This is a genomic window from Frateuria sp., from assembly GCF_035695185.1.
Lineage (GTDB): Bacteria > Pseudomonadota > Gammaproteobacteria > Xanthomonadales > Rhodanobacteraceae > Frateuria_A.
This window is the reverse complement of sequence record NZ_DASSES010000172.1, coordinates 1-21,394: the sequence shown is the minus strand read 5'-3', so window position 1 is coordinate 21,394 and position 21,394 is coordinate 1. Positions and strand designations below refer to the sequence as shown.

General features: G+C 68.0%; 19 protein-coding genes, 1 tRNA gene, 1 pseudogene and 1 riboswitch. Of the genes and pseudogenes, 11 read left to right on the top strand and 10 right to left on the bottom strand.

What is annotated here, in order from left to right; genetic code table 11:
• Both pgi and panD read right to left on the bottom strand, forming a co-directional pair.
• A partial coding sequence (pgi, locus tag VFH59_RS14060) for a glucose-6-phosphate isomerase (protein WP_325165532.1) occupies window positions 1-1,278 on the bottom strand: 1,278 nt, incomplete at its 3' end.
• Window positions 1,279-1,445: 167 nt separating this feature from the next.
• A complete protein-coding gene (gene panD, locus VFH59_RS14055; RefSeq protein ID WP_325165531.1) occupies window positions 1,446-1,832 on the bottom strand; it encodes an aspartate 1-decarboxylase in 387 nt (128 codons plus the stop codon).
• 234 nt (window positions 1,833-2,066) lie between these two features.
• Between panD and metG the strand changes: the two genes are divergently transcribed.
• Window positions 2,067-4,169 carry a methionine--tRNA ligase gene (metG, locus tag VFH59_RS14050; RefSeq protein WP_325165530.1) on the top strand — a complete coding sequence of 701 codons (2,103 nt, stop codon included), beginning with the start codon at window positions 2,067-2,069 and terminating at the stop codon, window positions 4,167-4,169.
• Between the two features lie 65 nt (window positions 4,170-4,234).
• Here the strand turns inward: metG and VFH59_RS14045 are convergent, their stop codons facing one another.
• A complete protein-coding gene (locus tag VFH59_RS14045) occupies window positions 4,235-4,528 on the bottom strand; it encodes a hypothetical protein (protein WP_325165529.1) in 294 nt (97 codons plus the stop codon).
• Between the two features lie 77 nt (window positions 4,529-4,605).
• On the opposite strand from VFH59_RS14045, the gene VFH59_RS14040 reads away from it, so the two are divergent.
• Window positions 4,606-5,220 (top strand): RnfABCDGE type electron transport complex subunit B, encoded by a 615-nt coding sequence (locus tag VFH59_RS14040; RefSeq protein ID WP_325165528.1) that lies wholly within the window; start codon window positions 4,606-4,608, stop codon window positions 5,218-5,220.
• Entirely contained in the window at window positions 5,217-5,855 is a 639-nt protein-coding gene (nth, locus tag VFH59_RS14035; protein ID WP_325165527.1) for an endonuclease III, read from the top strand. Before VFH59_RS14040 ends, nth begins: the two co-directional genes overlap by 4 nt.
• A gap of 226 nt (window positions 5,856-6,081) precedes the next feature.
• On the opposite strand, the gene VFH59_RS14030 is transcribed toward nth, so the two are convergent.
• Both VFH59_RS14030 and VFH59_RS14025 read right to left on the bottom strand, forming a co-directional pair.
• Window positions 6,082-6,507 carry a TIGR01244 family sulfur transferase gene (locus VFH59_RS14030; RefSeq protein WP_325165526.1) on the bottom strand — a complete coding sequence of 142 codons (426 nt, stop codon included), beginning with the start codon at window positions 6,505-6,507 and terminating at the stop codon, window positions 6,082-6,084.
• A gap of 246 nt (window positions 6,508-6,753) precedes the next feature.
• Window positions 6,754-8,007, bottom strand: a complete 1,254-nt coding sequence (locus VFH59_RS14025; RefSeq protein WP_325165525.1) for a porin — start codon at window positions 8,005-8,007, stop codon at window positions 6,754-6,756.
• A gap of 185 nt (window positions 8,008-8,192) precedes the next feature.
• On the opposite strand from VFH59_RS14025, the gene rnt reads away from it, so the two are divergent.
• The 6 genes from rnt to phoU all read left to right on the top strand — a co-directional run bounded on the left by rnt (window position 8,193) and on the right by phoU (window position 13,669).
• Window positions 8,193-8,852: a ribonuclease T gene (gene rnt, locus VFH59_RS14020; RefSeq protein WP_325165524.1), complete on the top strand. Its 660-nt coding sequence runs from the start codon at window positions 8,193-8,195 to the stop codon at window positions 8,850-8,852.
• 193 nt (window positions 8,853-9,045) lie between these two features.
• Window positions 9,046-10,086 carry a phosphate ABC transporter substrate-binding protein PstS gene (gene pstS, locus VFH59_RS14015; RefSeq protein WP_414655899.1) on the top strand — a complete coding sequence of 347 codons (1,041 nt, stop codon included), beginning with the start codon at window positions 9,046-9,048 and terminating at the stop codon, window positions 10,084-10,086.
• Between the two features lie 117 nt (window positions 10,087-10,203).
• On the top strand, window positions 10,204-11,223 hold the full coding sequence (gene pstC, locus VFH59_RS14010; protein ID WP_325165523.1) for a phosphate ABC transporter permease subunit PstC: 1,020 nt from the start codon (window positions 10,204-10,206) through the stop codon (window positions 11,221-11,223).
• A complete protein-coding gene (gene pstA / locus VFH59_RS14005) occupies window positions 11,223-12,089 on the top strand; it encodes a phosphate ABC transporter permease PstA (RefSeq protein WP_325165522.1) in 867 nt (288 codons plus the stop codon). Before pstC ends, pstA begins: the two co-directional genes overlap by 1 nt.
• A 22-nt stretch (window positions 12,090-12,111) precedes the next feature.
• On the top strand, window positions 12,112-12,894 hold the full coding sequence (gene pstB / locus VFH59_RS14000; RefSeq protein WP_325165534.1) for a phosphate ABC transporter ATP-binding protein PstB: 783 nt from the start codon (window positions 12,112-12,114) through the stop codon (window positions 12,892-12,894).
• A gap of 52 nt (window positions 12,895-12,946) precedes the next feature.
• Window positions 12,947-13,669 (top strand): phosphate signaling complex protein PhoU, encoded by a 723-nt coding sequence (gene phoU, locus VFH59_RS13995; RefSeq protein ID WP_325165521.1) that lies wholly within the window; start codon window positions 12,947-12,949, stop codon window positions 13,667-13,669.
• A 42-nt stretch (window positions 13,670-13,711) separates the two neighbouring features.
• On the opposite strand, the gene VFH59_RS13990 is transcribed toward phoU, so the two are convergent.
• The 3 genes and pseudogenes from VFH59_RS13990 to rnr form a co-directional block, all read right to left on the bottom strand.
• Entirely contained in the window at window positions 13,712-13,987 is a 276-nt protein-coding gene (locus VFH59_RS13990; RefSeq protein ID WP_325165520.1) for a CBU_0592 family membrane protein, read from the bottom strand.
• Window positions 13,984-14,736 (bottom strand): 23S rRNA (guanosine(2251)-2'-O)-methyltransferase RlmB, encoded by a 753-nt coding sequence (gene rlmB, locus VFH59_RS13985; RefSeq protein ID WP_325165519.1) that lies wholly within the window; start codon window positions 14,734-14,736, stop codon window positions 13,984-13,986. The genes VFH59_RS13990 and rlmB overlap by 4 nt, the downstream gene beginning before the upstream one ends.
• A 189-nt stretch (window positions 14,737-14,925) precedes the next feature.
• Window positions 14,926-17,621, bottom strand: a pseudogene (gene rnr / locus VFH59_RS13980) (ribonuclease R).
• Window positions 17,622-17,725: 104 nt separating this feature from the next.
• On the opposite strand from rnr, the gene VFH59_RS13975 reads away from it, so the two are divergent.
• Window positions 17,726-17,810, top strand: a tRNA-Leu gene (locus VFH59_RS13975).
• Window positions 17,811-17,910: 100 nt separating this feature from the next.
• On the opposite strand, the gene VFH59_RS13970 is transcribed toward VFH59_RS13975, so the two are convergent.
• Both VFH59_RS13970 and VFH59_RS13965 read right to left on the bottom strand, forming a co-directional pair.
• Window positions 17,911-18,663, bottom strand: a complete 753-nt coding sequence (locus VFH59_RS13970; protein ID WP_325165518.1) for a hypothetical protein — start codon at window positions 18,661-18,663, stop codon at window positions 17,911-17,913.
• 102 nt (window positions 18,664-18,765) lie between these two features.
• The gene (locus tag VFH59_RS13965) at window positions 18,766-19,179 is read right to left on the bottom strand and encodes a VOC family protein (protein ID WP_325165517.1); all 414 of its coding nucleotides are present in this window, start codon (window positions 19,177-19,179) and stop codon (window positions 18,766-18,768) included.
• Window positions 19,180-19,370: 191 nt separating this feature from the next.
• A riboswitch (glycine riboswitch) is annotated at window positions 19,371-19,465 on the top strand.
• A gap of 38 nt (window positions 19,466-19,503) precedes the next feature.
• Here VFH59_RS13965 and gcvP point away from each other — a divergent pair.
• A partial coding sequence (gcvP, locus tag VFH59_RS13960) for an aminomethyl-transferring glycine dehydrogenase (RefSeq protein WP_325165516.1) occupies window positions 19,504-21,394 on the top strand: 1,891 nt, incomplete at its 3' end.

Sequence of the window (21,394 nt, the reverse complement as noted above, 5' to 3'; positions counted from 1 at the left end):
TGCCTGCGCAAGCAAATTGGACAGCAACGCGTCGTGGTTGCCATGCAGCGGATGCGCCGGATTGACGACCCCGACCAGGTCGAGCGGCACCACCTCGGTACCCTGATGCAGCGCCTGGAAATACGCATGCTGTGCATTGGTGCCGACGCTGCCCCACACCACCGGCACGGTCGGCTGGCCCACCGGCTGGCCCTGCGGCGTCACCGATTTGCCGAGGCTTTCCATCTCCAGCTGCTGCAGGTAGCTGGGCAGGTCGCCGAGCAGGTCCGCATAGGGCACCACACCGCGCGTGGGGTAACCCATGACGTCGCGGTTCCAGATCTCCACGAGCGCCAGCAGCGCCGGCAGGTTCTGCTGCCAGGGCGCGCTGCGGAAGTGATCATCCATCGCCGCGGCACCGGCCAGCACGGCGCGGAAGCCCTGCATGCCGATCGCCAGCGCCAGCGACAGCCCGACCGCCGACCACAGCGAGTAGCGCCCGCCGACGAAGTCCCACATCGGAAAGATCTGCTTCAGCGGCACGCCCCAGCTGCCGGCCACTTCCGTGTTGGCGCTGACCGCCAGGAAGTGCCGCGCCACCTCACGCTCGTCGCCGTTGCACGCCTCCAGCAGCCAGCCGCGAAGCACGTTGCCGTTGAGCAGGGTTTCCTGGGTGGTGAAGGTCTTGGAAACCATGACCACCAGCGTGGTCCGGGGATCGAGCCGCTGGATCAGCTCATAGGCCGCCTGGCCATCCACGTTGGTCAGGAAGTGGCTGCGTACCTTCGGCGTCCGGAACGGCGCCAGTGCGGCGACCGCCAGGCGCGGGCCGAGGTCCGAGCCGCCGATGCCGATGTTGACGATGTCGGTGACCGTGTCGGGCAGGCCCAGCGCCGCCTGCTGGCCGCCGTGGATGGCTTCGACCAGCTGCCCCATGCGCTCCAGCGTCGCCTCGATCTCGCGCCGTGCCTCGGCCGGTGCCGGCGAGGGCATGGTCGACCCGCCGGCACGCAGTGCCGTATGCAGCACCGCGCGCGCTTCGGAGGTGTTGATCGGTTCGCCGGCGAACATCGCGTCGCGCGCGGCTTGCCAGCCGCTGGCTTCCAGTTGCGCGCCCAGCGCCTCGAGCGCCGGCACGTCCAGCTTCTGCCGGCTGAGGTCGAGCAGCAGCGGGCCGGCGCGATGGCGCAGGCGCGCGCCACGGGCCGGGTCGGCGATCAGCGTGCGCAGGTGCAGCTGCGAAAGGCGGCGGGCGTGGTCGGCGAACAGCGAGGCGTACGTCGGAACGTTGGCAGGCATGGGCAGACGCGCTGGCAGGGAAAGCCTTGCATCTTAAGCCGAGCGCGCGTGAGGAACACGTCGGGCGGCGCCTTCAACCCGACGGCTGGCACAGGCGAGGTGGCCAGGAGTGCGCCTGTGCACGACCGCGGGGCGCACGGTCGCGCGCGCCGCTCCTGCGGGGAACCTCAGGCCGCGGCCATCTGCTTGGGGATCGAACGGTTGGTGTGGCTGATGCGGTTGGCGGCATCCACGTACACCAGCGTCGGCTGGAACTTCTCCAGTTCCGCCTCGTTGAGCTGGACGAAGGCGGCGATGATGATCAGGTCGCCGGCCTGCGCGCTGCGCGCGGCGCTGCCATTGACGGAGATGATCCCGGAGCCTTCTTCCGCGCGCAGCGCGTAGGTCACGAAGCGCTGCCCGCTGTTGATGTTCCACGCGTGGATCTGCTCGTACTCGCGGATGCCCGAGGCATCCAGCAACAGGCCGTCGATCGCGATCGAGCCCTCGTAATGCAGTTCCGCGTGGGTCACGGTTGCGCGGTGGATCTTCGCCTTGAGCATGTTCAGGTGCATGACAGATGTGTTTCCGGCAGGAACAGCCTGCGAGGGGCAATTATCGAACCCCTGACGCTGCGCTGCAACATTGCGCGGTGGTTCGCTGGGGAGGGTTTGCCCCTGGTCGCCGGAAGCCACCCCCTCCCAGCCTCCCCCCTGCCGGCAGGAGGATGGGCGATTGGCCGTCCAAATCGCCAGGCGCGTGCCGCCCCGCATGCCATAATGCTCGATCCTGTCGCAACGCCATCCGCCATGACCCGCCGCCTCCTCGTCACCAACGCCCTGCCCTACGCCAACGGTCCGCTGCACATGGGCCACCTGCTCGGCTACATCCAGGCCGACATCTGGGTGCGTGCGCAGCGCATGGCCGGCAACGAGGTGGCGTACGTCTGCGCGGACGACGCCCATGGCACGCCGATCATGCTCGCCGCGCAGAAGGCCGGCATGACCCCCGAGGCCTTCATCGAGGGCATCCGCGCCGGGCACGAGGCCGACTTCGCCGGGTTCGGCGTGGACTTCGACCACTACCACTCGACCCACTCGGAAGAGAACCGCGAGCTGGCGACGCTGATCTACACGCGCCTGCGCGACGGCGGCGCGATCGCACGGCGCGACATCAAGCAGCTGTTCGATCCGGAAAAGGAGATGTTCCTGCCGGACCGCTACATCAAGGGCACCTGCCCGCGCTGTGGCACCCCCGACCAGTACGGGGACAACTGCGAGAACTGCGGCGCGACCTACGCGCCGACCGACCTGATCGAGCCTTACTCGGTGGTTTCCGGCGCCGCACCGGTACTGCGCGACTCGGAGCATTACTTCTTCGAACTGTCGAAGTTCGAGGCGCTGCTGCGCGACTGGTTCGCCGGCCGCTACACCAACGGCAACCCGGTCGCCAACGCCGGCGTCGCCGCCAAGCTGCGCGAGTGGCTGGACGGCGGCCTGAAGGATTGGGACATCTCCCGCGACGCGCCCTACTTCGGCTTCCCGATCCCCGACGCGCCGGGCAAGTTCTTCTACGTGTGGCTGGACGCGCCGGTCGGCTACCTGGCCAGCTTCAAGGCCCTGTGCGACCGCACCGGGCTGAAGTTCGACGACTTCCTGGCGCCGTCCAGCCGTGCCGAGATGCACCACTTCATCGGCAAGGACATCATCAACTTCCACGGCCTGTTCTGGCCGGCGATGCTGCACGGCGCCGGCTTCCGCACGCCCACCGCGCTGCACGTCAACGGCTACCTCACCGTCAACGGCGCCAAGATGTCCAAGTCGCGCGGCACCTTCATCCAGGCGCGCACCTACCTCGACGTGGGCCTGAACCCCGAATTCCTGCGCTACTACTTCGCCTGCATGCTGGACGATGCACCGGTGGACGTGGACCTGGACCTGAAAGCCTTCGAGGAGCGCGTCAACTCGCACCTGGTCGGCAAGTGGGTGAACATCGCCAGCCGCACCGCAGGCTTCGTCCACAAGTTCTTCGAGGGCCGCCTGGCCGCGCGCTTCGGTGCTGCCGAGCAGGCGCTGTGGAACACGCTGCTGGAGTACTACGACGGCACCGACGCGCTCTACGACGCGGGCGACTTCGCCGAAGTGACCCGCCGCTTCGTGCTGATGGCCGACCTGGTCAACGGGCACATCGCCGCCACGGCCCCGTGGACGATGGCCAAGGATGCATCGCGCCGCGCCGAGCTGCATCAGGTGTGCTCCTTTGCCCTTGCCGCGTTCCGGCTGCTCGCCGGGCTGCTCAAGCCGATCCTGCCGGCGACCGTGGCATCGGCCGAGGCCTTCCTGCGTGCGCCGATCACCGGCTTCGACGATGCGCGCGCCGAACTGCACAACCACGCGATCGGTCCGTTCGAGCCGTTGCTCGGCCGCATCGACCCCAAGCGCATCGAGGCGATGATCGAGGCCTCGAAGGAATCCCTCGCGGCCGCGCCGGCGACCGCGTCCAAGTCTTCCAAGGAACCCCGCAAGCCCATGACCGAATCTGCCCAGCCCACAAACACGCCGGCGGCCACCGACACGCCTGCCACCATCTCGATCGACGACTTCGCCAGGCTGGACCTGCGCATCGGCAAGGTCACGACCTGTGAATTCGTGGAGGGCTCGGACAAGCTGCTGCGCTTCGAGCTGGATGCCGGTCCGCTGGGCGCGCGGCAGATCTTTTCGGGCATCCGCGCGGCCTACCCCGAGCCGGAAAAGCTGGTCGGCCGCAACGTCGTGTTCATTGCCAACCTGGCGCCTCGCAAGATGCGCTTCGGCCTGTCGGAGGGGATGATTCTCTCGGCCGGCGACGGCGGCAGCGACCTGTTCCTGCTGGACGCCGACCCGGGTGCCAGGCCTGGCGCCACCGTCCGCTGACGCCTCCCTGCAGGCGCACCCGTGCGCGGCGGATGGTTACGACCGCACAGGTGCGCCGCTACGGATCATCGCGCGTAGGTGACGAAGAACCCGACCAGGTCGCCGTTCTCGTTGTACGGCTCCATGTCCACGAAGTGATAGCCGCGCGCGGCGTACTCGGCATGCGTCCTGGTGAGCTTGCTGGCCATGTGGTTCTTGCGGAAGCCGAACGTGGCGTCGACGAAAACCGTGACGGTGTCGCCAGGGATGGTCTCCGCCCGCGCCGGCGTGGCGTGAGCAAGCAACAGCGTGCCGGACATGCCGACGGCCATGGCGAGCAGCAGCGAGGCGGCGCGCAGGGAGGGACGGGAAAGGCTCATGTGAAGCTCCTGCCGACTTGCGGGACAATGGGAGCGCAGATTATGCCGATGCCTGCCCGCATGGCACCCGGAACACCATGAACGACGTCACCGATCTCGCCACCCGTATCGACGCGCTGCTGCCGCAGACGCAATGCGAGCAGTGCGGCTTCCACGGCTGCCGCCCGTATGCCGAGGCGATGGCGCGTGGCGAAGCGCCGATCAACCGCTGCCCGCCCGGCGGCGCGGCTGGCATCGCCAGGCTTGCCGCGTTGCTGGATACGCCGGCGCTGCCGCTCGACCCCACCCACGGCGTGGAGAAGGCGCGCACGCTCGCGCACATCGTGGAGGCCGACTGCATCGGCTGCACCAAGTGCATCCAGGCCTGCCCGGTCGATGCCATCGTCGGCGCGGCCAGGCTGATGCATACGGTGCTTCCGGACCACTGCACCGGCTGCGAGCTGTGCGTGCCGGCCTGCCCGGTGGACTGCATCGTGCTCGAGCCCATGCCGCCGACGCAGGTGGCGGATCCGGCGCACGCGGACGCCGCCCGCGCGCACTTCCAGCGCCGCGAGGCGCGCCTGGCCCGCGAGCGCGCCGAGCGCGAGGCCGAGCTGGCCGCCCGCAAGGCGGCGGTCGACACGCCCGCCACCCCGCAGAACCCGGTACTGGCGGCACTCGCCCGGGCCCGGGCCAGGCAGGGCCACGCATGAAGCGCGCCGACATCGTCGAACTGTTCACGCGCCTGCGCGAGCTCGACCCCCATCCCACCACCGAACTGGAATACCGCACGCCGTTCGAACTGCTGGTGGCGGTGGTGCTCTCGGCGCAGGCCACCGACGTGGGCGTCAACAAGGCGACCCGCAAGCTGTACCCGAAGGCCAACACCCCGCAGGCGATCCTGGCACTGGGCGAGGAAGGGCTGAAGCGCTACATCGGCACGATCGGCCTTTACAACGCCAAGGCCAGGAACGTGATCGCCTTGTGCCGCATCCTTGTCGAGCAGCATGACGGCGAGGTGCCGCGCACGCGCGAGGCGCTGGAAGCCCTGCCGGGGGTCGGCCGCAAGACCGCCAACGTGGTGCTCAACACCGCCTTCGGCGAGCCGACCATCGCGGTGGACACGCACATCTTCCGCGTCTCCAACCGCACTGGCCTGGCGCCCGGCAAGGACGTGCGCGCGGTCGAGGAGAAGCTGGAAAAGGTGGTGCCGGCCGAGTTCAAGAAGGACGCCCACCACTGGCTGATCCTGCACGGCCGTTACGTCTGCAAGGCGCGCAAGCCCGCCTGCCCGGTCTGTCCGATCAGGGACCTGTGCAAGTACAAGCACAAGACGCCGCCCGCATAACCCCGCAGCGGGAAATCTAGACGACCTCCTCCCGGCAGCGCGACCAGGCAACCGGATGGGGTATCGCGACCGCCACGCCGGCAAGGGCGCGCGCGTCGGCGGCAGCGTGCCAGCGGGAACCGGTCACGGTGCCGGGTCCGATCGCCCCTGCAGGTCACGCACCCCTACCGCCAGCAGTCAACCGACCATCGCGTGTGGCGGTACAGCCGGAGTCACCGATGTCGGCTCAGCCACGCCGCATCGCCCGCAACCGGGGCGCGAGTGCGGCGATGTCGTAGCCCGCCTCCCCCGCTGCCTTCACGAGCGCATCGGGTTCGTTGGCGCGCGCCGCCTGGAGCGCCCACAAGGTGGTCGACCGCGTACCCGTGCGACAGAAGGCGAGCACGGGAGCCGGCAATTCATCGAGCGCCGCGGCCATCGCGCCGATCAGGTCTTCACCGAATTGGCCGGGCACCACCGGAATGTGCCGGTAAGCCAGGCCGTTCGCCGCGGCGGCCTGCGCCATCTCGGCACTGGCCGGCTGGTCCTCGGCCTCGCCATCGGGCCGGTTGTTGATCACGCTGCGGAAGCCCGCAACTTCGAGATCGGCCATCTCGCCCGGGAGAATCTGCGGCGAAACGCTGACCTGGTCGGTGAGCTTGCGGATGTGCATGGCTGGCTCCGGACAGGACCAAGGGCGGCGCGACGATAGCAGCACGCCCGTGCCTGCTGCATCCGCGCGCCTCGCGCCGCCGCGCCGGCCGGCCTTCGGGCGGCCCAAAAAATAACGGCGGGCCCTTGGCCCGCCGTCGTCCCTCCCTGGGTAGAACTCCCTTCCGATAACCACTCCTTGACACGCAGCTAATGATCCACGAACCGCGTGAAGGTTTGTTCAAGAAGCGCCAAGCGCAGTGCCCGCTTAGAACGCCACTTCGCCGAAGACACCGATTTCGTTCGTCTTGACGTTTTGTACATGCGGCGGCACCGGATCGGTGACCGAGTGATCCGCCTTCTCGTGCTTCCACACGGCCGCCAGCTTGAAGCCCTTGGTCACCTGGTACTGCAGGCCGAGGTTGTAGTAGACGTCCTTGGCTTCGCGGTCGACGTCCTTGCTGAGCTTGGCGTTGTCGTAACGGGCGAACAGGGCGAACTCGTCGTTGAGCGCGACCGAGCCCCACAGCGAGTAGCCGTCGGCCTTGTCGCCGACCGGGCTGAGCACCAGGTTGCCCCAGTCCTTCGCGGTGAAGTACTCGGCACCCGCGCGCACGGTCTTGCCCGCATAGGCGACCATCACATCGCCGCGCTGCGCCGTGTGCGGCGTGTCGACGCTCTGGGTCTCCTTGCCGAGGTGGCCGCTGTAGCCGCCGACCGCGACGATCATGTTCTCGAACGGCACGAAGCCCACCCGGCCTTCGAAGTCGACGCCCTTGGAGCGGCCCGGATTCTTGTAGCCGCCGCCGTTGACGACCGACACCGCGTAATTGGCCACCTTGTTCGCACCGAGGTCACCGGCCAGGTGCAGGCCCCAGTCGGCCGAGTTGGCGTAGTGCAGGCGGTCGGTCAGGGTGTTCTCGACATAGCGGAAGCCGTAGTAGTTCTCCACGAACGGAATCCACGGCATGTCCGCCGAACCGATGCGCAGCACCGCCGCCGGGTCGAACTTGCCCTGCACGTAGGCCTTCTTGACGAACAGGTTGGTCTCGCCGTCGCTGCTGACGTAGTTGAAGTCGGTGGTCAGGTTGGCCGACCAGATGTCGTTGAACTGGTGGTCCACGCCCAGGTAGAATCGCTTGACGTCGAGGCCCGTGCCCGAGGCGTCCGTCTTGCCGGTGTCACTGTTCTTCTGGTCGATGTTGCTGAAGTCGAAGAACATCTTGCCGGAGAACTTGGTACCGGCCAGCGCCTTGTCCAGCGACGAGGAGGACGTCGCCTGCGCCGTCTGCAGCGCCTCGATGTTCTGGCCGGTGCTCACGTTGATGTCAGACTGCGCATCGGTGCGCTGCTCCAACTCGTCCACCTTGGCCTGCAGGGCGGCCAGCTGGGCCTTGAGCTGCTCGACCTCGGCACTGCGCGCAGACGACTGCGCATCCTGCGGGGCCGGTGCCGCATGCACGCCGGCGCCTGCCAGGCCCAAACCGGCGGCGATCGCCACCACGAGCATCTTCGAACGCATCTAATTCTCTCCACTGTTGGTAGGAACCACTCGACCGCCCCCTTCGATCCTGGATGGCCAAGCAGGGACGGGCGGCAGGATGAGCCTCCGACTTTACGATTCCGTGCCGGTTGCATGACAGAAAAAAGACAGCACGCAGGCGCCGGCTTCGCCGACGCGAAATGGTGCACTGATATGCTTGGCCGATGGAATATGTCAGCAACAGCATGACCGCCCGCATGTGCGAGCGGTTCCGCGGCTTCATGCCGGTGGTCGTGGACGTGGAAACGGGCGGTTTCGACGCCGAACACGATGCCCTGCTCGAAATAGCGGTCGTGACGCTGGCAATGGACGGCGAGGGTTACCTGCACCCACGCCCGCCGGTATTCACCCATGTGGAGCCCTTTGCCGGCTCGCGGATCGACCCGCGGTCGCTGGAAATCACCGGTATCGATCCCGACAACCCGCTGCGCGGGGCGCTCTCCGAGCGCCAGGCGCTGGATCATGTGTTCGCCCCCGTGCGGGCGGCCATGCGCGAAAGCGGGTGCCAGCGAGCCGTGCTGGTCGGCCACAACGCCGCCTTCGACCTGACATTCCTGAATGCCGCGGTGCGTCGCTGCGCCCACAAGCGCAACCCGTTCCACCCGTTCAGCTGTTTCGACACCGCCACGCTGAGCGGCCTGGCCTACGGCCAGACCGTGCTGAGCAAGGCGGTGCAGGCGGCCGGCTACCTCTTCGATGGGCGCGAGGCGCACTCGGCCATCTATGACGCCGAGCGCACGGCCGAGCTCTTCTGCGCGATCGTCAACCGCTGGCGCCGGCTGGAGACGCTCGAGCGCGACCACGTCGGGCTGACGTTGATGTGAGTACGGTGTCACCTGCGCTTCCCGGGCCTCCGCGGGAGGCGTGTGAAGAGCCTGGCGGGCTGGCAAGTGCCTGAAAACACTGCGCCTCGTGCGGCTGTCATCAGGCTGCAATATTCATCTCATTTCATTGCAACACGCCTGACCTCAAATGCGCCCGCCGGGAATCCACCCGCGACGCACACCATTGAGAGGAATGACCGTGTCGAAATCCACTACCGTCTACCGCCTCGGAACGGCCGCCGCCCTGGCCGCCGCCACGCTGCTGGGCGCGCCTGCCGCCCAGGCCACCGACATCACCGGCGCCGGTTCGAGCTTCGTCTACCCGGTGATCTCCAAGTGGTCCGCCGCCTATGCCGAAAAGACCGGCAACCACCTGAACTATCAGTCGGTCGGCTCCGGTGCTGGCATCGCGCAGATCAAGGAGGGCACGATCGACTTCGGCGCCTCCGACGCCCCGCTGAGCAGTGCCGACCTGGCCAAGTTCGGCCTGGGCCAGTTCCCGATCGTGGTCGGCGGCATCGTGCCGGTGGTCAACATCACGGGGGTTTCGGCCGACCAGATGAAGCTCGATGGCGCCACGCTGGCCGACATCTTCATGGGCAAGATCAAGAACTGGAACGATCCGAAGATCGCCGCGCTCAACCCGGGCCTCAAGCTGCCGTCCAAGCACATCACCGTCGTGCACCGCTCGGACGGTTCCGGCACCACCTTCAATTTCACCAACTACCTGAGCAAGGTCAGCCCGGCCTGGGGCAGCTCGGTCAAGTTCGGTACCTCGGTGAAGTGGCCGACCGGCGTGGGTGGCAAGGGTAACGAGGGCGTCTCGCAGTACGTGCGCCAGATCGCCGGGTCGATCGGCTACGTCGAGTACGCCTATGCCAAGCAGAACAAGATCGCCTGGGTCGACATGAAGAATGCCGCCGGCAAGGTGCTCGCCCCCAACGCCGACGCGTTCGCCGCCGCGGCCGCGACCGCCGACTGGTCCAACGCCAAGGATTTCAACCTGATCATGACCAACGCCCCGGGCGCGGACGCGTGGCCGATCACCGCCACCACCTGGGCGATCATGTACAAGAAGCCGAAGAACGCCGGGCACACGCAGGTGGTGTTCGACTTCTTCAAGTGGTCCTACGCCAACGGCCAGCCGCAGGCGCAGGCACTGGACTATGTCCCGCTGCCGTCGAGCCTGGTGCAGAAGATCGAAGCCTACTGGGCCTCCGACTTCCAGAAGTGATGCACTGACCGGCGCGGGCGACCGCGCCGGGCCTCCGGCCGCCCCGATCACCCCGGGGCGGCTTTCCATTGGGGGGAGACACATCCACCCGTTCCAGCAAGGGGACCGAAGCCGACCATGTCCAGCCTGCCCTCCGTCGCCGCGCCGGTCCCCGACCAGGACGTCCGCAGCCGGCTCGATGCCCGCAACGACCGCTGGTTCGCCTGGCTGCTCAAAGGCTGTGCGCTGCTCGTACTGGCCGCGCTGCTGGGCGCCGCGTTCGCCACCCTGTGGGGCGGGCGCCACGCTTTCTCCACCTTCGGCTGGCACTTCCTGGTCAGTTCCGCATGGGACCCGGGCACGGACACCTACGGCGCGCTGGTCCCGATCTACGGCACGGTGGTGACCTCGCTGGTCGCCGTCGCGCTGGCGGTGCCGGTGAGCTTCGGCATTGCCCTGTTCCTCACCGAGGTCGCGCCCGGCTGGCTGCGCACGCCGGTCGCCTCGGCCATCGAGCTGCTCGCTGGCATTCCCTCGATCATCTACGGCATGTGGGGCCTGTTCCTGTTTGCCCCGTTCTTCGCCGAACACATCAAGCCCTGGCTCACCACGTACCTGGGCAACAACCCCGACGGCGACCGCCCGTCGTGGGTCTTCGAGCACCTGTCCTTCATCGGCAAGCTGTTCTCCACCGACTACCCGTTCGGGGCCAGCGTGCTGACCGCCGGCATCGTGCTGGCGATCATGATCATTCCGTTCATCTCCTCGGTGATGCGCGAGGTCTTCATGACCGTGCCCACCCGCCTGAAGGAATCGGCCTATGCGCTGGGCTCGAGCACCTGGGAGGTGGTCTGGGACATCGTGCTGCCGTACACCCGCTCGGCGGTGATCGGTGGCATCTTCCTCGGCCTGGGCCGCGCGCTGGGCGAGACCATGGCGGTGACCTTCGTGCTCGGCAACACGCTGGACCTGTCCGCATCCCTGCTCGACCCGGGTGCCTCGATCGCCTCGACCATCGCCAACCAGTTCAGCGAAGCGGTGGGCCTGCAGAAGTCGGCCCTGATGGCGCTCGCCTTCCTGCTGTTCGTGGTCACCTTCATCGTGCTGCTGATCGCGCGCCTGATGCTGCGCCGGCTGGCCGTCAAGGAGGGCCGCTGATGGAAACGCTTTACCTGCGCCGCCGATTCACCAACGCGCTGGCGATCCTGCTGAGCCTGGTGGCCACGGCGATCGGCCTGGGGTTCCTGGCCTGGATCCTGTGGGACACCATCCAGCAGGGCATCGCGGCGCTGAACCTGAAGCTGTTCACCACGATCACCGCCTACGGGGATACCGGCGGCCTTTCCAATGCCATGGTCGGCAGCCTGATCATCAACGCCATTGGCATCGCGATCGCCACACCCATCGGCGTGGCGGCCGGTACCTGGCTGGCCGAGTACGCCAACCGGACCAGGCTGGGCGAGTCGATCCGCTTCCTCAACGACATCCTGCTGTCCGCCCCGTCGATCGTGCTGGGCCTGTTCGTCTACACCATCGTGGTGCTGCCGAGCACCACGCTCACGCACGGCAACACCACGTTCTCCGGGCTGGCCGGCGGCATTGCGCTGGCGTTGATCGCGCTCCCGGTGATCGTACGCACGACCGACGAGATGCTGCGCCTGGTCCCGGCGACGCTGCGCGAGGCGGCGCTTTCGCTCGGCATCCCGCAGTGGAAGCTCACCATGCAGGTGCTGGTCCGCGCGGCCCGCTCGGGCATCATCACCGGCGTGCTGCTGGCGTTGGCGCGCATCAGCGGCGAGACCGCACCGCTGCTGTTCACCGCCTTCGGCAACAACTACATGGCGCTCAGTCCGCTGGACAAGATGGCCAGCCTGCCGCAGGTGATCTACCAGTACGCCAACGACCCCGGCGAAGCCATGCACGCGCTGGCCTGGGCCGGCGCCTTCGTGGTCACGATGTTCGTGCTGCTACTGAGCCTGGCCTCGCGCCTGGCGTTCTCCCGCAACAAGGTGTCCCATGACTGAGCCCAACGTTCACTTCGATCCGATGCAGCCCGTGGACGAGGTTCCTGCGACCGAGCCGAAGCTGAAGGTGCGCGACGTGCACTTCTACTACAACGGCTTCCACGCCCTCAAAGGCATCAGCATGGATATCCCCGAGCGCCAGGTCACGGCGATCATCGGGCCGTCCGGTTGCGGCAAGTCCACCTTGCTGCGCATTTTCAACCGTATCTACGCGATCTATCCCAAGCTCGAGGCCAGGGGCACGATCGAGCTGGACGGCGAGGACATCCTGGATCCGCGCTACTCGATGAACCGCCTGCGCGGCAAGGTGGGCATGGTGTTCCAGAAGCCGGTGCCGTTCCCGATGACCATCTTCGAGAACGTCGCCTACGGCATCCGCCACCATGAGAAGCTGTCGCGCAGCGCGATGGAGGAGCGCGTGGAGCAGGCCCTGCGCAGCGCCGCGCTGTGGGACGAGGTCAAGGACAAGCTCAAGCAGAACGCGCTCGGCCTGTCTGGCGGCCAGCAGCAGCGCCTGTGCATCGCCCGCGCCATCGCCCTGAAGCCCGAGGTGCTGTTGCTGGACGAGCCGACCTCCGCGCTCGACCCGATCGCCACCGGCCGCATCGAGCAGCTGATCGAGGAGCTCAAGAGCCAGTACACCATCGTCATCGTCACCCACAACATGCAGCAGGCGGCCCGCGTGTCCGACCAGACCGCCTTCATGTACCTGGGTGAGCTGATCGAGTACGACAATACCGAGAAGATCTTCACCAAGCCGGGCAAGAAGCAGACCGAGGATTACATCACCGGGCGGTTCGGCTGACGCGCCACTGTTTCTCCGTCCGGACGGACGTGGACATCCCTACGAGGCAACCATGACCACCACCAAAGACCACATCATCAAGAGCTACGACAGCGAGCTGGCGCGCCTGACCGGCGAGATCGTGCGCATGGGCGAGTTGGCGGCCGCGCAGCTCGAGGCGGCCATCGACGTGGTCGAGCGGCGTGACGACCGCGCGGCGCAACGGGTGGTCGCCAACGACGAGGCCATCGACGCGCTGGAGCAGGAGATCAGCCACGACGTGGTGCGCCTGCTCGCCCTGCGCGCGCCGATGGCGGGCGACCTGCGCAACGTGTTCGCGGCACTGCGCATCGCATCGGACATCGAGCGCATCGGTGACTACGCCGCCAACGTGGCCAAGCGTTCGATCCCGCTGTCGATGGTCGCGCCGGTGGGACCGACCAGCGGCCTGGGGCTGCTGGCCAAGCTGGCCGCCGCCGAAGTGCGCGATGTGCTCGCCGCCTACGCCCGGCAGGATGCCGAGCAGGGCTACCAGGTGTGGAAGCGCGACGCCGGGCTGGACGAGGCCTACACGGGCTACTTCCGCCAGCTGCTGACTTACATGATGGAGGACCCGCGCAACATCACGCCCTGCACGCACCTGCTGTTCATGGCCAAGAACATCGAGCGCATCGGCGACCATGCGACCAACATTGCCGAAAACCTGTGGTTCCAGGTGTACGGCGAGCAGCTGGACAAGCAGCGGGACAAGCGCGACCTCACCTCGAACCCCGAGATGCCCAAGCTGGGCGGGTGACGATCGGTGCCATCCCCCTTCCGGGGATGGCACAAACACGGATCAACCGGTGGTGTCGCGGCCGGCACGCCGCAGCCGTGCACTGCGCACGATGCCAAAGATGCCGATGGCCATCCAGGCCACCTCCAGCGCGAACGCCGAAGCGTTGAAGCTGCCGAACAGGAGCGACAACGCCACGCCCAGCGCGCCGAGGATGTTCATCAACTGGTAGGTGAGCCCGTTGCCGTGTAGCTTGTGCGCCTGCAGCAACAGGAACGCCAGCAGCACCAGCAGCACGCCGACGAAGCCGGCGAAGTCGTGCCAGTGCAGCGTGCTCATCGTTTCGCCCCGCGCTGGCGCAGCGCCTCGAACAGGACCACACCGGTGGCGACCGAGACGTTCAGGCTCTCCATCGCCCCCGGCATCGGGATCTTCGCCACGAAATCGCACAGCTCGCGGGTGAGCCGGCGCATGCCCTCGCCCTCGCTGCCGAGCACCAGCGCGACCGGGCCGCGGAAGTCGACCTCGTAGACGGAGGTCTCGGTATCGCCGGCCAGCCCGGTGATCCAGACGCCGGCGTCCTTGAGTTCGCGCAGCGTACGCGCCAGGTTGGTGACCGCCACCAGCGGCACCCGATCGGCGCCGCCGGCCGAGGCACGACGCACCACCGGGGTCAGGCCGACCGCGCGGTCCTTGGGCACGATCACCGCGGTCACCTTGGCCGCGGCCGCCGAACGCAGGCACGCGCCCAAATTGTGCGGGTCGGTGATGCCGTCGAGCGCCAGCACCAGCGTCTCCATGCCGTCGCGCTCGATCAGGCCGGCCAGTTCGTCCTCGTGGGTCATCGGGGGTGGCTCGTACAGCGCCACGACGCCCTGGTGGCGCGCCTGCCCGGCCAGCTTGTCCAGCTGCTCGCGCGGGCGGTGGTGGACCGGGATGTGGTGGCTGCGCGCCTGGTCGACCAGTTCCTTGATCCGCGCATTGCGCTGCGCGGTGGCCGCATCCACCAGCAGTTCACGCACGCGTGTGGCGTCGTTGGCCAGTGCCCCCTCGACCGGGTTGATGCCGACGATCCAGTTCTCGCTCATGCCTTGCCCTTCGGTTTGCGTTGCCGGCCCGGACGCCTGGCGGCTGTCGACGCGGCCTCCAGCGCCTTGCGCTTGCCACCACCGGCCTTGCCGGGCGCGCCCGGGTTGCTCCGGGTCCGGCCAGGCTCGGCCTGGCCGCGCCCGGTCTTCTTGTTGCCCCTGGCTTGCTTGTCGTCAGCCTGGCCTCCCCTACCCTGGCTTCCCTCGGCCAGGTGCCGGGCCTCGGGCGGGATGGTCGGGCGACCGAGCGCTTCGGAGGCCACCTTGGTGGCCTTGGAGCGGACTTTCGGCCGGCCCTCCTCGGACGGAACGGCCGGCCGGCCCATGGCCTCGGACGCCACCTTGGCAGCCTTGCCGCGGGGCGCGCGATTATCACCCATCGCGGGCGGCGGCGCCGGTTCGGCCGGTGCCGGCGCGCCACGCCCGAACGCCCTGCCCACGGCCCTGGCCGCGCGGCCCAGCATGCCCGGGGCCTTTGCGGCCGGCTTGGGCAGCGAGTAGCGGTCGCCGCTGGCTGCGTAGTCATAGGCCTTGCGGGGAGCGGCCGGCGGCTTGGCCGGCGCCTGTCGCGGCACCAGCCGGAAGTCGATCTTGCGGTCCTCGATGCTCGCGCGCAGGACCTGCACGCGCACGTGGTCGCCCAGGCGGAACTGCTCGCCGGTGCGCTCACCCTTGAGCAGCTTGCGGACCGGGTCGAAGTGGTAATAGTCGTTGGCCAGCTGGCTGATGTGCACCAGGCCGGACACGCGCGACTCCTCCAGTTCGACGAACAGGCCGAACGAGGTCACGCCGGTGATCACGCCGTCGAACTCGCTGCCGACGTGCTTGGAGAGCCACGCTGTCTTGAAGCGCTCGTCGACGTCGCGCTCGGCTTCCTCGGCGCGGCGCTCGCGCTGCGAGCAATGCACGGCCATCGCCGCCATCTCGGCCGGCGTGTAGAGGTAGTCCTTGGGCTTGCCGCCGCCGATGGCAAAGCGGATCGCGCGATGGACCAGCAGGTCCGGGTAGCGGCGGATCGGCGAGGTGAAATGCGCATAGGACTCCAGCGAGAGGCCGAAATGCCCGCGGTTTTCCGGCTGGTACGCCGCCAGGCTCTGCGCGCGCAGCAGCACCGACTGGATCAGCTCGCGCTCCGGGCGGTCACGCACCAGCGACAGGATGTCCGCGAAGTCACCCGGCGTGACCTCCTCCACCGGCGGCATGCGCAGCTTGAATTCGCGCAGGAACTGCTGCAGGTCCTCGTACTTCTCCGCCGGCGGCGGCTCGTGCGCGCGGAACAGGGCGGAGAATTTCTTCCGGGTGAGGAATGCGGCCGCCTGCACGTTGGCCGCGATCATGCATTCCTCGATCAGCTTGTGCGCATCGTTGCGCTCGGTCGCACCCATCGCCATCACTTCGCCGCGCTGGTCGAGCCGGAACTTCACTTCCGGGGTCTCGAAGTCGATCGCGCCGCGGCGTTTGCGCTGGGCGGCCATCGCCTTGTACAGCGTGTGCAGGTGTTCCAGCTGCGGCAGCACGTCGGAGACCTGTTCGCGCGCCTCCGGGTCGAGCAGCCCGACGGCCTGCCAGACGATGTCGTAGGTCAGACGCGCGTGCGAGCGCATCACCGCGTCGTAGAACCTGGCGCGAGTGACCTCGCCGTCGGCGTCCAGCACCATGTCGCAGACCATGCACAGCCGCTCGACCTTCGGATTGAGGGAACAGATCCCGTTGGACAGCGTCTCCGGCAGCATCGGCACGACGAAACCGGGAAAGTAGGTCGAAGTGCTGCGCTCGTAGGCCTCGCGGTCCAGCGCCGTGCCCGGACGCACGTAATGCGAGACGTCCGCGATCGCCACCACCAGCCGCCAGCCGCCCCCGCGGCGGGGCTCGGCGTACACCGCGTCGTCGAAGTCGCGCGCGTCGGCGCCGTCGATGGTCACCAGCGGCAGCTTGCGCAGGTCGACCCGGCCCTCGCGCTCGGCGGCCGTCACTTCCGGCTCGACCTGCGCCGCCTCGCGCAGCACCTCCGGCGGCCATTCGTGCGGCAGGTCGTGGCTGGCGATGGCCATCTCCACCAGCAGCGAAGGCTGCAGGCGCTCGCCAAGCACCGACACGATGCGCCCGAGCGGGCCGCGGTGCGGCGTGGGCGGATCGGTGATTTCGGCGACCACGATCTGCCCGGCCCGCGCGCCCTGCTCCTGTCCCGGCGGGATCATGACGTCTTGGTGCAGGCGCCGGTCGTCCGGCGACACCAGCGTCACGCCGTTCTCAACCACCACGCGTCCGACCAGCCGCGGCGAGCGGCGCTGCAGCACCTCGGCGATGGCGCCCTGCCGCCGGCCTCGCCGGTCGATGCCGACCACGCTGGCCAGCACGCGGTCGCCGTGCAGCACCATGCGCATCTGCTGCGGTGAGAGGTAGAGGTCGTCGCCGCCCTCGTCCGGACGCAGGAAGCCGTAGCCTTCGGCGTTGGCCAGCACCACGCCGGGAATCAGGTCGAGCTTGCGCACCGGGGCGAAGTCCCCGCGCCGGCCCTGCAGCAGCTGGCCGTCGCGCACCATGGCGCCAAGGCGCTTGCGCAGGGCGGTGATCTCGTATTCGTCGTGCAGCTTCAGCGCCTCGGCGATACGCGCCTCGCTCAGCATCTCGCCACGCTCGTCCAGCAGCGCCAGGATCGCCTCGCGACTGGGAATCGGCCGCTCATAACGTTGCGCCTCGCGCTCGGCGAAGGGGTCGCGTCCGCCCTTCGCGTGCGAAGGGGTTCCGGCCGGTGGCGTACGCCGCGATCCGCCCCGGGCGCGGGGATTCGATGCGCGCGGGGCCGCGCTGTCGCCGCCCTTGCCTGCGCGGGATGTCTTCTTTCTGGTCACAAAAGATCCTTGTGTCGGAGCGCCGCGCAGCATGCCGCGCGTCGCAATGAATTTCCTATCAACGAAGTGTTGACAAGCATGGGGGACATGCCTACTCTACGCGGCTCGCGCAGCCCGAAACGGCTCGCGCGACACCTGCCCAGGTGGCGGAATTGGTAGACGCACTAGTTTCAGGTACTAGCGGGTAAAACCGTGGAGGTTCGAGTCCTCTCCTGGGCACCAATTGTAGAGGAAGCCCGCCGCAAGGCGGGCTTTTTCGTTTCCGGCCATCCGTGCGCTTCGCGTCGGGCGGATGCCTGTCGGCCGGACGCGCGGCACACCCTCAATGCAGCCCCAGGTCCAGCGCCTCGGCGCCGCCGCTGCCATCGGCCTGCCGGACCTGCACGAGTCCGACGTTCGGGCAATACGTCTTGAACTCCACGTCGCCGGGCGACAGTGGTGACCACTCGCGGGTGACCACGCAATGGGAGAACCGCCCGATGCCGATGCGGACTTCCCGCCCCAGGGCGACCACCTCGGCACGGTCCTCCGCGACGCCGCGCAGGTATTCCTGCCGGTAGCGCTGCCCGACCCTGGGATGCGCCAGCATCACCAGCCCGGCGGCGGCACCGTTCCTGCCGGCCTGCCAGCTGCCCTCCTTGCTGCTGCCGACCCGGTGACCGGCACGATCGTAGAAGTACTCGGTCGTGTCCTCGCCCAGGTACCAGATGTTGCCGGCATCGTCCTGGGCATACCAGTCCGTGGTGCGCTCGACCAGGCGGTCGTGGCCGCCGTCGCAATCATCGTCCGCCCAGGCGTCGTCGGACACGGCGCGCGCGATGATCCAGCGGTAGATGCCCCGGAAATCCTTCTTGGCCTTGTGCGTGACGACGAAGTCGTTGGCGACGCATTGCTGGTCTTCGATCTCGCCATAGACGATGCGCCGACCGGGCCACATGGCCCAAAGCCAGTTGTCGATTTTCAACGGATGATGGAACTGGCCCGGATCGAACCGCGGGCTGGCCAGGTCGCTCGCCCTGGCGAAACACGATCCGGCGAGAAACACGAGTGCGAAAGCGAGGCTGCAGGCACGCATGGCGGGTCTCCGGCAGGAGGGGCTGCAGGCTTAGTCCCGCCGGCGTCGAGCCCACGTACAACCGGGGTTACGCGCGGGGGAAGGCCCCCAAGGCGGCCCCGGCTAGCCGACGGGCGGCCCCTTGAGCTCGACCATGTTCCCTTGCGGGTCGTAGCAGTAGATCGACGGTCCCTCGCCCTGTGCGCCGTAGCGCGAGCCGATGTCGCCCACACGCACGCCATGCGCTTTCAGGTGCGCCACGATGGCTTGCTCGTCGTAGCCCTCCACGCTCAGGCAGAGGTGATCCATGTTGTGGCCTTCCCGGCCCGGTCCCGCCCCTCCGAGGCGGCCGAGCTTGCCGTCGAGCGGCACCAGGTCGATCAGCGAGGCTCCGGCGCGCAGCTGCACCAGGCCGATGGCGTCCTGGCGCCGCTCCTCCGTACAACCGAGCACATCGCAGTAGAACGCCTGCATCGCCGCCAGGTCACGCACGCGCAGCACAATGTGGTCGATCTGGCGGAGCTGGAACGGGGGCATGGAAAACTCCTCTGGCGGGGGAACGGCCATCCTGCAAGCGCCTGCCGCGCGCTTCCGGCGTTAAGCCAATCGCGCACGCGGCCGGAGGGCCGGCCTGTATAATCGCTCCTTCGCACGCGGCGGGAGAAGCGGGGAACAGCCCGCTGCCGAAGACGCAACGCCCGTAATCGCTCAGGCCCGATACCGCCGCGTGCAAAAACTCTGGAGAGAGCGGTTCGATCCGCCGCCGAAGGGGCACGAAGCGTTCCGCTTCCAAACTCTCAGGCAAAAGGACAGAGGGGCGCCCCGCGTGCGGCACGCACGCGTTGCCTTCGGACGCCCGTCATGAGCCACAACTCCACTCCTTCGCTGCGCGACCTGGAACACCACGACGCCTTCATCGCGCGCCACATCGGCCCGAACGACGCCGAGATCGCGCAGATGCTGCGCACGATCGGCTACGACTCGCTCGAGGCGATGACCGATGCCATCGTGCCGGGCAAGATCAAGTCGCCGGCGCCGCTGGACCTGCCGATGGCGGTCAGCGAGGTCGAGGCACTGGCCAAGATCCGCGCGATCGCCGAAAAGAACAAGGTGTTCAGGAGCTTCATCGGCCAGGGCTACTACGGCACCCACACGCCCAACGTCATCCTGCGCAACATCCTGGAGAACCCGGCCTGGTACACGGCCTACACGCCATACCAGGCGGAGATCTCGCAGGGCCGCATGGAGGCGCTGATCAACTTCCAGACCATGTGCGCCGACCTCACCGGCATGGAGATCGCCAACGCCTCGCTGCTGGACGAAGGCACCGCGGCGGCCGAGGCGATGACGCTGGCCAAGCGTTCGGGCAAGTCCAAGTCGAACGTGTTCTTCGTCTCCGACCGTGTGCACCCGCAGACGCTCGAAGTGCTCAAGACGCGCGCCGAGGCGATGGGCATCGAGCTGCACATCGGTAGCGACCAGGACGCCGCCACGGTCGACAGCTACGGCATCCTGCTGCAGTACCCCGACACCCTCGGCCACATCGGTGACCACAAGGCGCTGGCCGATACCGTGCACGCGCGCGGCGGCATCGTCTGCGTGGCGACCGACCTGCTTGCGCTCACCCTGATCGCCGCGCCCGGCGACTGGGGCGCGGACATCGTGGTCGGCAACACCCAGCGCTTCGGCGTGCCCTATGGCTTCGGCGGCCCGCACGCGGCCTTCATGGCCTGCCGCGACGCCTACAAGCGCTCGATGCCCGGCCGCCTGATCGGCGTCTCCATCGATGCCGAAGGCAAGAAGGCTTACCGCCTCACCCTGCAGACGCGCGAGCAGCACATCCGTCGCGAGAAGGCGACGTCGAACATCTGCACCGCGCAGGTGCTGCTGGCGGTGATGGCGAGCATGTACGCCGTCTACCACGGTCCGGAGGGCCTGACCCGCATCGCCCGCCGCGTGCATCGCCTGGCCGTGATCCTGACCGTCGCGCTGCGCCGGGCCGGGGTGAAGGTCGGCGACGACTTCTTCGACACGCTGCACGTCACCGGCATCGACGCCGCGTCCATCCACGCCAAGGCCCGCGCCGCCGGCATCAACCTGCGCGAAGTGGACGCCGGCAGCCTGTGCATCAGCCTGGACGAGACCACCACCCGCGCCGACGTGGTCGCGCTGGCGGGCCTGTTCGGCGCCGAGGCCGACATTGACGCGCTGGACGCCACGGTGCACGACGCGCTGCCGCGCTCGCTGCTGCGCCAGAGCGACTTCCTCACCCATCCGGTGTTCAACACCCACCACAGCGAGCACGAGCTGCTGCGCTACATGCGCGCGCTGGCCGACAAGGACCTGGCGATGGACCGCACGATGATCCCGCTCGGCTCGTGCACCATGAAGCTCAATGCGACCGCCGAGATGATCCCGGTGACCTGGCCGGAGTTCGGCCAGATCCATCCGCTGGCGCCGGCCGCGCAGACCCAGGGCTATCAGGAGCTGATCGACGGCCTGGAAGCGATGCTGGTCGAGTGCACCGGCTACGACGCGGTCAGCCTGCAACCCAATTCCGGCGCGCAAGGCGAATACGCCGGCCTGCTCGCGATCCGCGCCTACCACCGCTCGCGCGGCGAAGGCCATCGCGACATCTGCCTGATCCCCGAATCGGCCCACGGCACCAATCCGGCCTCCGCGCAGATGTGCGGCATGCAGGTGGTGGTGACCAAGTGCGACGCCAACGGCAACGTCGATGTGGAAGACATCC